Annotated in this window: 11 protein-coding genes and 1 tRNA gene; 5 read left to right on the top strand and 7 right to left on the bottom strand. The window is 74.7% G+C overall.

Features of this window, described 5'->3' with window-relative positions:
* Window positions 1-105 precede the first annotated feature (105 nt).
* The gene (locus tag ACWD4U_RS17980; RefSeq protein ID WP_363452878.1) at window positions 106-1,278 is read left to right on the top strand and encodes a PP2C family protein-serine/threonine phosphatase; all 1,173 of its coding nucleotides are present in this window, start codon (window positions 106-108) and stop codon (window positions 1,276-1,278) included.
* Window positions 1,279-1,353: 75 nt separating this feature from the next.
* On the opposite strand, the gene ACWD4U_RS17985 is transcribed toward ACWD4U_RS17980, so the two are convergent.
* Complete coding sequence (locus ACWD4U_RS17985) at window positions 1,354-3,042, bottom strand: bifunctional 3'-5' exonuclease/DNA polymerase (protein ID WP_363452876.1); 1,689 nt, start codon at window positions 3,040-3,042, stop codon at window positions 1,354-1,356.
* Between the two features lie 173 nt (window positions 3,043-3,215).
* On the opposite strand from ACWD4U_RS17985, the gene ACWD4U_RS17990 reads away from it, so the two are divergent.
* On the top strand, window positions 3,216-3,695 hold the full coding sequence (locus ACWD4U_RS17990; RefSeq protein ID WP_363452874.1) for a macro domain-containing protein: 480 nt from the start codon (window positions 3,216-3,218) through the stop codon (window positions 3,693-3,695).
* A gap of 151 nt (window positions 3,696-3,846) precedes the next feature.
* A complete protein-coding gene (locus ACWD4U_RS17995) occupies window positions 3,847-5,874 on the top strand; it encodes a M3 family metallopeptidase (RefSeq protein ID WP_363452872.1) in 2,028 nt (675 codons plus the stop codon).
* A gap of 55 nt (window positions 5,875-5,929) precedes the next feature.
* On the opposite strand, the gene ACWD4U_RS18000 is transcribed toward ACWD4U_RS17995, so the two are convergent.
* Window positions 5,930-7,435: a glycoside hydrolase family 5 protein gene (locus ACWD4U_RS18000; protein ID WP_363452870.1), complete on the bottom strand. Its 1,506-nt coding sequence runs from the start codon at window positions 7,433-7,435 to the stop codon at window positions 5,930-5,932.
* A 22-nt stretch (window positions 7,436-7,457) separates the two neighbouring features.
* A complete protein-coding gene (locus ACWD4U_RS18005) occupies window positions 7,458-8,072 on the bottom strand; it encodes a TetR family transcriptional regulator (protein WP_363452868.1) in 615 nt (204 codons plus the stop codon).
* 146 nt (window positions 8,073-8,218) lie between these two features.
* On the opposite strand from ACWD4U_RS18005, the gene ACWD4U_RS18010 reads away from it, so the two are divergent.
* Window positions 8,219-9,436 carry an acyl-CoA dehydrogenase family protein gene (locus ACWD4U_RS18010; RefSeq protein ID WP_363452866.1) on the top strand — a complete coding sequence of 406 codons (1,218 nt, stop codon included), beginning with the start codon at window positions 8,219-8,221 and terminating at the stop codon, window positions 9,434-9,436.
* 67 nt (window positions 9,437-9,503) lie between these two features.
* On the opposite strand, the gene ACWD4U_RS18015 is transcribed toward ACWD4U_RS18010, so the two are convergent.
* From ACWD4U_RS18015 to ACWD4U_RS18025, 3 genes are all read right to left on the bottom strand, one after another.
* Complete coding sequence (locus ACWD4U_RS18015) at window positions 9,504-10,094, bottom strand: hypothetical protein (RefSeq protein ID WP_363452864.1); 591 nt, start codon at window positions 10,092-10,094, stop codon at window positions 9,504-9,506.
* A 161-nt stretch (window positions 10,095-10,255) separates the two neighbouring features.
* Window positions 10,256-11,098: an enoyl-CoA hydratase/isomerase family protein gene (locus ACWD4U_RS18020; protein ID WP_363452862.1), complete on the bottom strand. Its 843-nt coding sequence runs from the start codon at window positions 11,096-11,098 to the stop codon at window positions 10,256-10,258.
* Window positions 11,099-11,167: 69 nt separating this feature from the next.
* Window positions 11,168-11,764, bottom strand: a complete 597-nt coding sequence (locus ACWD4U_RS18025) for a GNAT family N-acetyltransferase (RefSeq protein ID WP_363452860.1) — start codon at window positions 11,762-11,764, stop codon at window positions 11,168-11,170.
* 52 nt (window positions 11,765-11,816) lie between these two features.
* Between ACWD4U_RS18025 and ACWD4U_RS18030 the strand changes: the two genes are divergently transcribed.
* Window positions 11,817-12,428: a TetR/AcrR family transcriptional regulator gene (locus ACWD4U_RS18030; protein ID WP_363452858.1), complete on the top strand. Its 612-nt coding sequence runs from the start codon at window positions 11,817-11,819 to the stop codon at window positions 12,426-12,428.
* 159 nt (window positions 12,429-12,587) lie between these two features.
* On the opposite strand, the gene ACWD4U_RS18035 is transcribed toward ACWD4U_RS18030, so the two are convergent.
* A tRNA-Arg gene (locus ACWD4U_RS18035) sits at window positions 12,588-12,660 on the bottom strand.
* Window positions 12,661-12,845 lie beyond the last annotated feature (185 nt).

Consider the following 12,845-nt stretch of genomic DNA (forward strand, 5'->3'; position numbering starts at 1 on the left):
TCAGGGTGCCGTCGGCGGCGGGCGGGTGCGTCAGGGTGCCGTCGGTGGCGACGGGCGCGTCCGTCCACAGCGCGGAGGGCGCGAGAGGTCCGATATGTTCGAAAGATGCCCCTGCGACGCCGCTACGGGACCTCCGCGTCCAGCCCGGGCGGACTGCCGCCCGCCAGGCGGCAGAGCGCGCTGCTCGCCGCCGACCTGCAGGACCTCTCGCTGCTGCGCCGCGCCGCGCCGGCGCTGGTGGCGATCGCCGTCGTCGGCCTCGCCGACTACCTGTCCGGGCAGGACCGCTACCTCGCCCCGCTGATGGTGGTGGTCCCCTCCATCGCCGGACTGACCCTCAGACCGCGCGAACTCCTGACGGTCTGCTTCCTCGGCTTCCTCGTCCTGCTCGGCCTCAGCCGCTACGACCAGGTCGCCACCTTCGGCGACAACCGCTTCCTGTACGGCGCGCTGGTCAGCTACGTGGCGCTCACCGCGTTCAGCGCCTGGGTCGCCGAGCTGCGGATGCGACGAGCCGCGGCCTTCGCGGCCGTCAGCTCGGTCGCGGAGGCCGCCCAGCGCGCGCTGCTGCGCCAACCCGAGCCGACCGTGGGGCCGCTGCGCCTGGCCGTGCGGTACGTCTCGGCGGCCGACTCGGCGCGGATCGGCGGCGACCTGTACTCCGTGCTGGACACCCCGCACGGCACCCGGGTGCTGGTCGGCGACGTCCGCGGCAAGGGCCTCGGCGCGGTGCAGACCGCCGCCGTGGTGCTCGGCGCGTTCCGGGAGGCCGCCTACGACGAGGCGAAGCTGCCGGCCGTGGCCGCCCGGATCGAGGCCAGCGTGCGGCGGCACGTCCCGGACGGCGAGTTCACCACCGCGCTGTTCGCCGGCTTCGGCCCGCCCGGCTCGGTCGAACTGCTGCACCTCGGCCACGTCCCGCCGATCCGGGTCGGCGCGGACGGCACCGCCGATGTCCTGGAACCCGCCGACCCGTGGCTGCCGCTCGGCCTCGGCCACCTCGCCGCAGGTGAGCCCGCCGGGGTTCCGGTCCCGTTCGGCGAGCGGGACGTCCTGGTGCTGTGCACCGACGGCGTGATCGAGGCGCGCGGCCGGGTCGACGGGACGTTCTACCCCCTGGCGGAGCGCGTCGGGCCGCTGGTCCGCGACGGCTGGCGCTCGCTCGCCGAGCTGGACGCCGCCGTCGGACGCCTCTACGCGGACCTGCTGGCGCACACCGGCGGCGAGCTCGGCGACGACGCGCTGCTGCTGCTGGTCAGCCGGCCGGCCGCGGGGTGACGGCCCGTCGGGCGCGCTGGTGTCGCCGGGCCGGGGGATGGGCCGGTCCGGCGACGGGGTGAGCCTACCCGGCGGTCACTTCGCGTCGCCGTAGCACTCCACCACGGCGGTGGTGAGCGGGAAGCGGACCGGGGTGTCGCCGAACACCAGCCGGCGGGCCTCCTCGCCGGCCTCCGCGACCGCCCGGGCCACCTCGTCGGCGAGGTCGGCGGGGGTGTGCACCATCACCTCGTCGTGCTGGAAGAAGACCAGGTGCGGACGGTCCTCGCCGGAGCGCAGCGTGGCGAGCCGGCGGCGCAGCGCGGCGAGCAGGGCGAGCGCCCAGTCGGCGCCGCTGGCCTGGATGACGAAGTTGCGGGTGAACCGGCCGCGGGCGCGGGCCGAGCGGCCGCCCGCCTCGCCGGACTCGGGCGTTTCGGTGAGGTCCAGCCAGTCGGCGGTCGGCGGCGGGCAGGCCCGGCCGAGCCGGGAGGCGACCACGCCGCCGTCCTCGCCGGTGCGGGCCGCGGCCTCGACGTAGCCCATGGCGGTGGGGTAGCGGCGGCGCAGGGTGTTCAGCAGCGGGCCGATGCCGCCGCCGGTCTGGCCGTACATCGCGCCGAGCAGGCCCAGCTTGGCCTTGTCCCGGTCGCCCTGGAAGGCGCTGGCGGCGAGCGCCTCGTACAGGTCGCCGCCGTCGGCGGTGCGGGCCAGGCCGGTGTCGCCGGAGAGCGCGGCGAGCACCCGCGGCTCCAGTTGTGCGGCGTCCGCGACGACCAGCAGCCAGCCCGGGTCGGCGACCACCGCGCGGCGCAGGATCCGCGGGATCTGCAGCGCGCCGCCGCCGCGGCTGGCCCACCGGCCGGACACCACGCCGCCGACCACGTACTCCGGGCGGAACCGGCCGCCGCGCGCCCAGGCGGCCTGCCAGGCCCAGCCGTGCGCGGCGTACAGCCGGGACAGCTCCTTGTAACGGACCATCAGCCCGGCCGCCGGATGGTCGACGGCCTTCAGCTCCCAGGAGCGGGTGGAGGCGAGGTGGATGCCCTGGTCGGCGAAGGCCTTCAGCACCTGGCCGTGCGAGTCCGGGTTGAACGGCCGCCCGCCGAGCGCCTGCTGGAGTTCCACGGCGAGGTCGGCGAGCTTGCGCGGCTGGGTGCCGGGGATCGCCGGGCGGGGGCCGAGCAGGTCGGTGAGCAGCGCGTCGTGCACGTCCGCGCGCCAGGGCAGGCCGTCGTGCGCCATCTCGCAGGCCAGCAGTGCGCCCGCCGACTCGGCGGCGACCAGCACCCGGAACCGGGAACGGGCGGCCGGGTCGGCGATCGCCTCGATCCGGCGCAGCTGGTCCGCGTGCACCGCCACCGTCGCCGCCAGCGGGTCGGCGCCGGGCGGGAGTTGGAGGCGGTCGGGGGCGAACAGGCCGTCCTCGTCGGGCAGCGCGCCCTCCGGCAGGTCGGCCGGCACCGGGAGGCCGCGCAGCCGGGACCAGGCCGCGCCCAGCGAGCGCGGCGCACCCCAGCGGCCCTCGTGGCCGAGCAGCAGCGCCTCGGTCAGCCGCAGGTCGTGGCAGCGGGCGAGGCGTTCCGGCAGTTTCCCGAGCAGCGGCCCGTACGCGGTGTCGGCGGTGGGCCACACCCAGCGCGGGGCGTGCGCCGCCTCGATCGCCGCGACCGCCTCGGCGAGGCGCGGTGCGTGCTCGGGCGCGCCGGCCGGGGCGCCGTCCTCGGCGAGCGGCTGCAGCCGACCGCCCGCACCGTGCGGGTCGGGCACCAGGGCGTAGCGCACGGGCGGTCTCCTCTCGGGGTCGGTCCGATGATGACGGGCGGTGGACCTGTCGACGGTAGCGGGTGGCACCGACAGCTCCGTGCGAGGCGGATTCGAACGGCGCGGCGCGGACCAGGTGTGATGGTCGGAAAACCGTTCGATGGGTGTCGGTGCGGGCTGCGAGCATGCTCGGCATGGGGGAAGCGATCACCTACGTCCGCGGCGACGCCACGGCGCCGCAGGGCAAGGGCGTGCGGATCATCGCGCACGTCTGCAACGACCTCGGCGGCTGGGGCAAGGGCTTCGTGCTCGCGGTGTCCCGGCGCTGGCCCGAGCCGGAGGCGGCGTACCGGCGCTGGCACCGGGAGCGGGCGGGCAACGACTTCGGGCTGGGCGCGGTGCAGTTGGTGCAGGTCGACCGGTACCTGTGGGTGGCGAACATGGTCGGGCAGCGCGGGATCAGGACCGCCCGGTCGACCGGTGTGCCGGTGCGCTACGAGGCGATCGACACCGCGCTGGCCGCCCTCGGCGGGCACGCGCGGCGGCTCGGCGCGTCCGTGCACATGCCGCGGATCGGCTGCGGCCTGGCCGGCGGCCGGTGGGAGCGGATCGAGCCGCTGGTGGACGCCCGGCTGGCCGCGCGGGGCGTGCCGGTGACGGTGTACGACCGGTGAGGGCGGCGGCAGCCCCCGCCCGGCGGGTGGGCCGCGTCGAGGAGTGCGCGGGCCGGAGAAGTCGACAGGTCGGTACGACGATCTGACGGTATGACAGTGCGCTCGCGTGACAGTGTTCCGCCAGGGCCCGGGGAGCCGTAGGGTCGGCGGAATGAGCGACAACCCCTTCTTCTCGTCCAGCACCCTGGTGTACGAGCTGCCGCCCTTCTCCGAGATCCGGGAAGAGCACTACCGGCCCGCGTTCGAGCGCGGGATGGCCGACCAACTCGCGGAGGCGGCCGCGATCGCCGCCGACCCGGAGCCGCCGAGCTTCGACAACACCGTGGTGGCGCTGGAACGTTCGGGTGCGGTGCTGCGCCGGGTGTCCGCGGTCTTCTTCAACCAGGACTCCTCCGACACCACCCCGGCGGTCCAGGAGCTGGACGCGGAGATCAGCCCGAAGCTGGCCGCGCACGCCGATGCGATCCACCTCGACCCGGCGCTGTTCGCCCGCCTCGACGCGCTGCACCGGGTCCGTCACGAGCTCGGCCTGGACCCGGAGTCGCTGCGCCTGCTGGAGCGCCGGCACACCGCCTTCGTCCGGGCCGGCGCCCGGCTGGACGCCGGGGGACAGGCCCGGCTGCGCCAGATCAACGGCCAACTCGCCGCCGACGCCGCCGCGTTCCGCCGGAACACGCACGAGGCGTCGCTCGCCGGGGCGGTCGCGGTGGACCGCGCCGAGGCGCTCGACGGCCTGAACGCCAGCGCCGTCGCCGCCGCCGCGGAGAACGCCCGCAGCCTCGGCCGGGACGGGCAGTGGGTGCTCAGCCTGAAGAACTTCTCCAACCAGAGCGAACTCGCCGAACTCACCGACCGCGCGCTGCGCGAGCGCCTGCTCACCGCCTCGCTCGAACGCGGCCTGACCGACAACGGCCCGCTCGCCGCCCGGATGGCCGCGCTGCGCGCCGAACGCGCCCGGCTGCTCGGCTACCCCAGCCACGCCGCGTACGTGGTCGCCGACGAGACCGCCGGCACCGTCGAGGCCGTCACCGCGATGCTGCACCGCCTGGTCACCCCCGCCGTCGCCAACGCCGAGCGCGAGGCCGCCGATCTGGCCGCCGCCGCGAGCGCCGACGGCGTCGTCGAACTCGCCGCGCACGACTGGGCGTTCTACGCCGAGAAGGTCCGGGCCGAGCGCTACGAGATCGACACCGCGGCGCTGCGCCCGTACTTCGAGCTGGAGCGGGTGCTGCACGACGGCGTCTTCTTCGCGGCCGGCCTGGCCTACGGGCTGACCTTCACCGAGCGCCCCGACCTGACGGCGTACCACCCCGACGCCCGGGTGTTCGAGGTGTTCGACGGGGACGGCGCACCGGTCGGGCTGTTCATCGGCGACTTCTTCGCCCGGGAGTCCAAGCGCGGCGGCGCCTGGATGAACGAGCTGGTCTCGCAGTCCCGGCTGACCGGCAGCCGGCCCGTGGTGGTCAACAACCTCAACATCGCGCACCCGGCGCCCGGCGAGCCCGCGCTGCTCAGCTGGGACGAGGTGCGCACGCTCTTCCACGAGTTCGGGCACGCGCTGCACGGCCTCTTCTCCGACGTGCAGTACCCGACGTTCGCCGGGACCGAGGTGCCGCGGGACTTCGTCGAGTTCCCGTCGCAGGTCAACGAGATGTGGATGGTCCGCCCCGAGGTGCTGGCCAACTACGCCCGCCACCACCTGACCGGGGAGCCGCTGCCCGCCGAACTGGTCGACCGGATGCTCGCCGCCGAGAACTACGGGCAGGGCTTCCGGACCGTGGAGTACCTGGCGGCCGCGCTGCTGGACTGGGCCTGGCACTCGCTGCCGGCCGACGCCGAGCCGGTGGCGGACGCGGCGGAGTTCGAGCGGCTCGCGCTGGAGACGGCGGGCGTCGCGGTCGCGGCGGTGCCGCCGCGCTACCGCACCGGGTACTTCAACCACGTCTTCTCGAACGGCTACAGCGCCGGGTACTACGCGTACATCTGGTCCGAGGTGCTGGACGCCGAGACGGTGGAGTGGTTCCACGGCAACGGGCGGTCGGCGCGGGAGAGCGGCGACCTGTTCCGCGCGGAGCTGCTGTCGCGCGGCGGGAGCCGGGACGCGATGGAGTGCGTGCGGGCGGTGCTGGGGCGGGAGCCGGAGATCGGGCCGCTGCTGGTGCGGCGCGGGTTGAGCTGACGGTCCGTCCGGCGCGGGGACCCCGAAGGGGAGTGCCCGCGCCGGAGGCGCCTGCTCAGGTGGTCGCGAACGCCACCGTCGTCTCCGGGCTGTGCGGGGGGAGGAGGAAGCGCAGGTGGCCCGGGGTCGATTCGGTCCGGGTGGGGTGTGCTCCGGTGATGGTGGCGGTCGTGCCGGCCGGGAGGGCGAGTTCGGTCCAGCCGCCGGTGCGGGCGGGCCGGAAGCGGAGGGTGCCGGGGGCCGAGGGGAGCGGCGTGCCGGCCAGGGCGGGGGCGTACGGGGCGAAGGCGGGGCCGTCGCCGGGGGCGGGGCGGCCGTCGGGGGTGAGCGCGCAGTAGCCGCCGTTGCCGCGGCACCAGTACCACATGGTCCAGCCGGCGGCGAAGTCTCCCATGGCGGCGACCTGGCGGCGCAGCAGCTCCGCGTTGCCGGGGGTGGCGGCGCTGGGCGGGCCGAACTCGCCGACCAGGACCGGGAGGCGGTTCGCCCGGGGGTAGGCGGTGATCGCGGCGGTGTAGGCCTCGATGAAGCCGCCGTCGGGGTTCCAGTCCTGACCGGCCTCGACGGCGGTGTCGTAGAAGTGCGGGGCGTAGCCGATCCGGTCCGGGCCGGGCCGGGGGTCGGTGAAGGCGGGCAGGCTGGTGGGGACGCCCTGGCCGACCAGGACGGTGGGCTCGACGAACAGCCAGGCGTCGCGGTCGACCTCGCGGACGGCGCTGATCAGCCGGCGGTACATCCCGGCGAGCCGACCCTGTTCGAGCGCGGCGGAGGCGGCGGCGAGCACGGCCGGGTCGGCGGGGTCGCCGTCCACCGGGCCGAACGGCTCGTTGAACAGGTCGTAGCCCAGCAGGGCGCGGTGGCCGCGCAGTTCGCGGGCGACGGTGGTGTAGAAGGCCGCCTGTTCGCGGCGCAGGTCGGCGTCGTCGTAGAGGTGGCGGAAGGCCGCCTGGACGGCGGGTTGGAAGTAGCCGGCGAACCAGTCGTCCGGGTCGGGGACGAACGGCAGGCCGTCGTCGCGGGTGGCCCAGTCGGGGACACCGCGGTCGCCGCCGCCGAAGTGCGGGCCGTAGACGTCCTGGTGGAAGTCGACGACGGCGTACAGGTGGGAGCGCTCGGCCCAGTCCAACAGCTTTTCGACGCGGGCGAGTTCGGCCCGGTCGTAGTGGCCGCGGGCGGGTTCCAGGCGGGTCCAGGAGACCGCGATGCGGACCAGGCCGAAGCCCTGGGCGGCGACCTCGCGCAGGTCGGACTCGGTGGTCTCGGCGTACTTGTCCAGGTTGAAGCCGCGCAGGTCGAGGATCCGGCCGTGGGCGTCGGTGAAGCGGGTCCGGCCGTCGGGCAGCGTGGTGGCGGAGACCTGCCGCGCGTCGAGGGTCCGGGGACCGGTCGGCGGGGCGGCGGGGCGGCGGAGACGGTGCCGAGGACGGCGGCGGCGGTGAGCAGCAGGGCGGCGGCGGAGCGGCGGACGCGCACGGGGGCACCTCGCGACGGTGGGGGTGGGGGGCGGTGCGCCGATCCTGCCCCAGCCGCCCGGGGCGCACAAGAGGTGAGCAGTACTCATGTTCCAGTCGTCGTGGGCGGGCTCATGCCTCCGGGACGGTGGGGGCCGCCATCTGCGGGAGGTCGGCCGCGGCGGCGAGCCGGCCCCACAGCAGGTCGGCGAGGGTCTGCACCATCCGGGCGCGCGGGCAGGGCCGGCTCTCCAGCCACCAGTCGCCGGCCGCCAGCACCATGCCGGTGATCGAGCGCCCCCACGCCTCGGAGACCAGAGCGCTCTCCGCGCCCAGGTCGACCTGCTGCTGGATCGCCCGGGTGATCTCCTCGGCGATCTGCCGCAGCGCCGGCGCCAGCGCGTTGCCCGCGCCGGACGGGTCGCCGGGTTCGGGGTGGGTGAGCAGCCGGTACACCTGCGGCCGGGACTCGATCGCGGCCAGGTAGACGTCCAGGACGTGCTCCACCCGGTCGCGGCGCTCCAGCGGCTCGTTCAGCGCCGCCCGCACCGCGGCCAGCAGACCGCCGGTGTGACGCTCCGTCAGGGCGCCGATCAGCCCGTTCCGGTCGCCGAAGTGCCGGTAGAGGATCGGCTTGGTGATGCCGGCCTCGGCGGCGATCGCGTTCATGCTGGCGCCGGGGCCCTCGCGCTGGATGACCCGGTCGGCGGCGTTCAGCAGCTGCTCGCGGCGGGGCTCTGTCGTCATGCGCTGCTCCTCGTGCGTGGCGGGGCCGTGATGGGACGTTGACACCGGTTACCTATCGGTAGCAGACTCCGCTCCATGTTACCGGAGGTAACAGCGCAGTGGCGCGGACGCTCCGGCCCGCATCCCCGTCTCCTGGAGGCCAGCTCATGACCACCTTCTCGCTCGACCCGGGGCCGGACCAGCTCGCCGTACGCGACTGGCTGCACGGTTTCGCCCGCGACGTGATCCGCCCGGCCGCCGCCGAGTGGGACGAGCGCGAGGAGACCCCCTGGCCGATCATCCAGGAGGCCGCCAAGCTGGGCATCTACTCGCTGGAGTTCTACGCCCAGCAGTTCTTCGACCCGTCCGGCGTCGGCATCCCGATCGCCATGGAGGAGCTGTTCTGGGGCGACGCCGGCATCGGCCTGGCGATCACCGGCACCACCCTGGCCGCCGTCGCGGTGCTGGCCAACGGCACCGACGAGCAGATCGGCACCTGGGCGCCGCAGATGTTCGGCACCCCCGACGACGTCAAGGTCGCCGCGTTCTGCTCCTCCGAGCCGGACGCCGGCTCCGACGTCTCCGCGCTGCGCACCCGCGCCGTCTACGACCAGGCCAAGGACGAGTGGGTGATCAACGGCACCAAGACCTGGGCCACCAACGGCGGCATCGCGCACGTCCACGTGGTGGTCGCCACCGTCGACCCCGAGCTGGGCTCCCGCGGCCAGGCCTCGTTCCTGATCCCGCCGGGTACCAAGGGCCTGAGCCAGGGTCAGAAGTTCAAGAAGCACGGCATCCGCGCCTCGCACACCGCCGAGGTGGTGCTGGAGGACGTCCGGATCCCCGGCCACTGCCTGCTCGGCGGCAAGGAGAAGCTCGACGCCCGCCTGGCCCGGGCCCGCGAGGGCGCCAAGGGCGGCGGCAAGAACGCCGCGATGGCCACCTTCGAGGCCTCCCGTCCGGCGGTCGGCGCGCAGGCCATCGGCATCGCCCGGGCCGCGTACGAGGTCGCGCTGGACTACGCCAAGACCCGGGTCCAGTTCGGCAAGCCGATCATCGAGAACCAGGGCGTGGCCTTCCAGCTCGCCGACATGAAGACCCGGATCGACGCCGCCCGGCTGCTGGTCTGGCGGGCCTCCTGGATGGCCGTCAACAACCAGCCGTTCACCAGCGCCGAGGGCTCGATGTCCAAGCTGTACGCCGGTGAGACCGCCAAGTTCGTCACCGCGCAGGCGATGCAGATCCTCGGCGGCAACGGCTTCACCCGCGAGTACCCGGTGGAGCGGATGCACCGCGACAGCGCGATCTACACCGTCTTCGAGGGCACCAGCGAGATCCAGCGGCTGGTGATCGCCCGCGCGATCTCGGGGGCGCCGATCCGCTGACGCGCCGTCAGCGCGGGGCTGGTCAGCGAGCCGCCGGTCAGTGGGCGGCCAGTCAGCGTGCGACCGGTCAGCGGGCGGCCCAGAAGGTCAGCCCGGCGGTGGCGGCTCCCACCAGTGCACCGACCACCGTCTGGGCCCGGGTGTGGTCCCGCAGCACCACGCGGGACCACCCCACCAGCACCACGCCCGGCAGCAGGAGCAGCCACCACGGGCCGAGCGCGATCGCGGTGCAGACGATCGCGCCGCAGACCACCGCGGTGTGCACGGATACCTTCCACCACACCGTGATCACCATGATCGGCACCAGCGAGGCGAACATCGCCAGCACCATCGCCGTCATGTCGGCCGGGGCGTCCAGCCACAGCATCGCCAGCAGGCTGACCAGCACCGAGCCCATGATGAACGGGATCACGACCAGCCGGCGCCGGCGCTGCCCGATGTGCCGGTCCTCCCAGGCGCCCCGGCGCATCCCGTTGCGGATGAACCAGGTCGGTATCACCGCGGCGAACAGCGCCGCGAACGCCGCCCAGCCCAGCCCCTGCCAGCCGTAGCGGACCACGCCGATCAGCGGCAGCACCGCGATGATCACGTTCTTCGGCTCCACGCCGTCGGTCACCCGGCGGGCCCAGGCGGTCTCGGCGGTGGGGGCGGTGGTCATGCGGCTCCTTCGGCGGGCGGAACTCTGCTGGGACGACCGGTCGGACGGTGATCCGATCCGATCACCCGGAATTCTGCGGCATCGCCGGGGGCGGACGTTCGTTGGGGCCCGGACGAACGTCGATCGGGCCGTCGATCGTCCGGGTTGTCGCAGCTCGAGAGTCAGAACTCCGGGTCGCGCCGTTCCAGGAACGCCGCCAGGCCCTCGTGGGCGTCGGGGGCCAGCCGGGACTTGCGCTCCCACGGGGCGACCGCCTCCGCCGCCAGCTCCGGCGGACCCGCCAGCGCCGCCTTCACCGCGCCGATGGTCTGCGGCGAGCGCTGGGTCAGCGTCCGGGCGAACTCCCGTGCGCGGGCGACGAGCTGATCGCCGGGCAGCACCTCGTCCACCAGCCCGTACCGCTCGGCCTGCGCGGCCGGCACCAGCGCGCCGGAGAACAGCAGGTACTTGGCGCGGGCCGGTCCGACCAGCCGGGCCAGCCGGACCGTCGGCACCGCCGGGTAGACCACGCCCAGCTTGGCCGGGGTGATGCCGAGCCGGGCGTCCTCGGCGGCGAAGCGCAGGTCGCAGGCGACCGCCAGCTGGCAGCCGCCGCCCACGCAGGAGCCCTCGATCACCGCGATGGTCGGCCGCGGGAACGCCGCCAACGCCTCCTCGGCCGCCACGTTCCGCGCGTGGTACGCGTCCGCGCCCGCCGGGTCGGCGTACACCTCGGCGAGTTCGGTGATGTCCGCGCCCGCCGAGAAGGTGCCCGCGGCGCCGGTCAGCAGCAGGGCCCGGACGTCCTCGCGCGCCGCGAGAGCGGCCAGCACGTCCGGCAGCGCCTGCCACATCGCGGCGGTCACCGCGTTGCGCCGGTGCGGCCGGTCCAGCACCAGCGTCGCCACCCGGTCCGCGCCGACCAGGCAGCGCAGACCCTCGGTGCCGACCGGCAGTTCGACGTCGGCGGACCGGTCCCCGGGGTGCTGCCGGGAGGGGTCTGCGGGGCTGGGCGCCTCGGCCATCGGGACTCCGTGAGCTCGGTCGGACAGGCCGTCAGCCTTCCACAGCGCGGCGGCCGGGCACCATGTGATCTACGCCAAGCCGCCGTTGCCGACCGCGTTCTCGTGGCTCGTGCGGGAGTCGCGGGTGGCGCGCCACTCCGGGGCGAGCAGCGACCAGATCTCCATGTCGCGGCGGCGGCCCAGGTGTTCGGTGTACTCGCGCAGGGTGCCCTCCAGGGTCATGCCGACCCGCTGGGCGACCGCGCGGCTGCGCAGGTTCTCGGCGGTGTTCCACCATTCGGCGCGGTGCAGGCCCCGCTCGACCAGCGCGTAGTCCAGCAGGTGGCGCACCGCGGCGGTGATCAGCCCGCGGCCCTCGGCGGCCGGCTCGGTCCACACCCCGATCTCGCAGACGCCGCTGCCCGCGTCGAAGCTGACGAACATCACCCCGCCGACCAGCGTGCCCTCCAGCCAGATCCCGTACAGCCGGCCGCTGTCGGCGCTCTGCTTGTCGGCGAACTTCTGCAGGGTGGCCCGGGCCGACTCGAGGTCGGTGGACCGGGTGGCCCAGGGGATCCACGGGTCGGTGTTCGCCCGGGCCCGGTCCATGTGCTCCAGGAACTCGGTCGCCTGCCACGGCTCCAGCGGGCGGAGCTCGGCGTCCTGGGTGAGCGCAACGGCATACATGAGTGCCCCCTTCGACGTACATAACAAACGTTTGGAAGGTACCCTAGCGCCCATGACGCCAGCCCGTGGAGACCATGAAGCCCGCCGCCGGGACGTCTCCGAAGCGGTCTGGCGGGTGCTCGCCGCCCGCGGCTTCGGCGGACTTACCCTGCGCGCGGTGGCCGCCGAACTCGACGCCTCCACCGGCCTGCTCACCCACTACTTCCCCAACAAGCGCGCCCTGGTCGCCCACGCGTTGGACGTCCTCGACCGGCAGCACGCGGACCGGGACCGCCCCGCCACCGCGGAGGTCGGCCCCGCGCAGGGCCTCGCCATGCTGCGCGCCGTGCTGCTCGACATCCTGCCGCTGGACGCGGAGAGCGCCGCGGGCAACCGGATCTGGGTCGGCTCCTGGGACCCCGCGCTCGCCGACCCCGGGCTCACCGCCGACCACGCCGAGCGCTACCGGCGGGCCCGCCGGCGGATGACCGCGCTGTGCGAACAGGCGCAGTCCCTCGGCGAGCTCCCCGCCACCCGCAACGCCGCCGACCTGGCCGCCGAGGCCCAGTCCTTCGCGCTCGGCCTCGTCGTGCAGGCCCTGTTCGCCCCCGCCGACTTCCCGCCGGAGCGCCAACGCGCCCTGCTGGACGCCTTCCTGGCGGACCTGGCCGCGGGCGCGCGGTAGCGGCGTCGCCGGTCGGCGGCCGCATGGGTCGGCAGCAACGTGGGGCGGTGGCCGTGTGGCGGGGGTTCGTAGCGGGGGTGCGGTGTCACGGTCGCGCGTGCAGTGCCGCGAGCGGGGTGCGGGGTCGCGGTGGGGGTGTGGACCGCGGGCGGGCGTGTGCGCCCCCAGCAGGATTCGAACCTGCGACCTACCGCTTAGAAGGCGGGTGCTCTATCCGCTGAGCTATGGGGGCCGGGTGTGACGTCGGCCCGCTTGCCGGGCCTGGGCCGGGACGGGATGTTCCGGGACAGGATACGGGTGTTCAGTTCCGCCACCTGGACTTCGAAGGCCGGACCGCGGTGTGTCGACCTCCGTGGGGCGGTCCGATAATCGCAGGTAGTGGGCTGGTGCGCAGCGCTCTGTGGGGTCCTGGAGCCG

The sequence above is a fragment of the Kitasatospora sp. NPDC002522 genome (assembly GCF_053595195.1).

Excerpts from the sequence above, each read along its gene's own strand:
- ACWD4U_RS18005 (WP_363452868.1), bottom strand. The coding sequence starts at position 8,072 with ATGACGACAGAGCCCCGCCGCGAGCAGCTGCTGAACGCCGCCGACCGG.
- ACWD4U_RS18030 (WP_363452858.1), top strand. The coding sequence starts at position 11,817 with ATGACGCCAGCCCGTGGAGACCATGAAGCCCGCCGCCGGGACGTCTCC.
- ACWD4U_RS17995 (WP_363452872.1), top strand. The coding sequence starts at position 3,847 with ATGAGCGACAACCCCTTCTTCTCGTCCAGCACCCTGGTGTACGAGCTG.
- ACWD4U_RS18000 (WP_363452870.1), bottom strand. The coding sequence starts at position 7,435 with ATGAGTACTGCTCACCTCTTGTGCGCCCCGGGCGGCTGGGGCAGGATC.
- ACWD4U_RS17980 (WP_363452878.1), top strand. The coding sequence starts at position 106 with ATGCCCCTGCGACGCCGCTACGGGACCTCCGCGTCCAGCCCGGGCGGA.
- ACWD4U_RS17990 (WP_363452874.1), top strand. The coding sequence starts at position 3,216 with ATGGGGGAAGCGATCACCTACGTCCGCGGCGACGCCACGGCGCCGCAG.
- ACWD4U_RS18025 (WP_363452860.1), bottom strand. The coding sequence starts at position 11,764 with ATGTATGCCGTTGCGCTCACCCAGGACGCCGAGCTCCGCCCGCTGGAG.
- ACWD4U_RS18015 (WP_363452864.1), bottom strand. The coding sequence starts at position 10,094 with ATGACCACCGCCCCCACCGCCGAGACCGCCTGGGCCCGCCGGGTGACC.
- ACWD4U_RS18020 (WP_363452862.1), bottom strand. The coding sequence starts at position 11,098 with ATGGCCGAGGCGCCCAGCCCCGCAGACCCCTCCCGGCAGCACCCCGGG.
- ACWD4U_RS18010 (WP_363452866.1), top strand. The coding sequence starts at position 8,219 with ATGACCACCTTCTCGCTCGACCCGGGGCCGGACCAGCTCGCCGTACGC.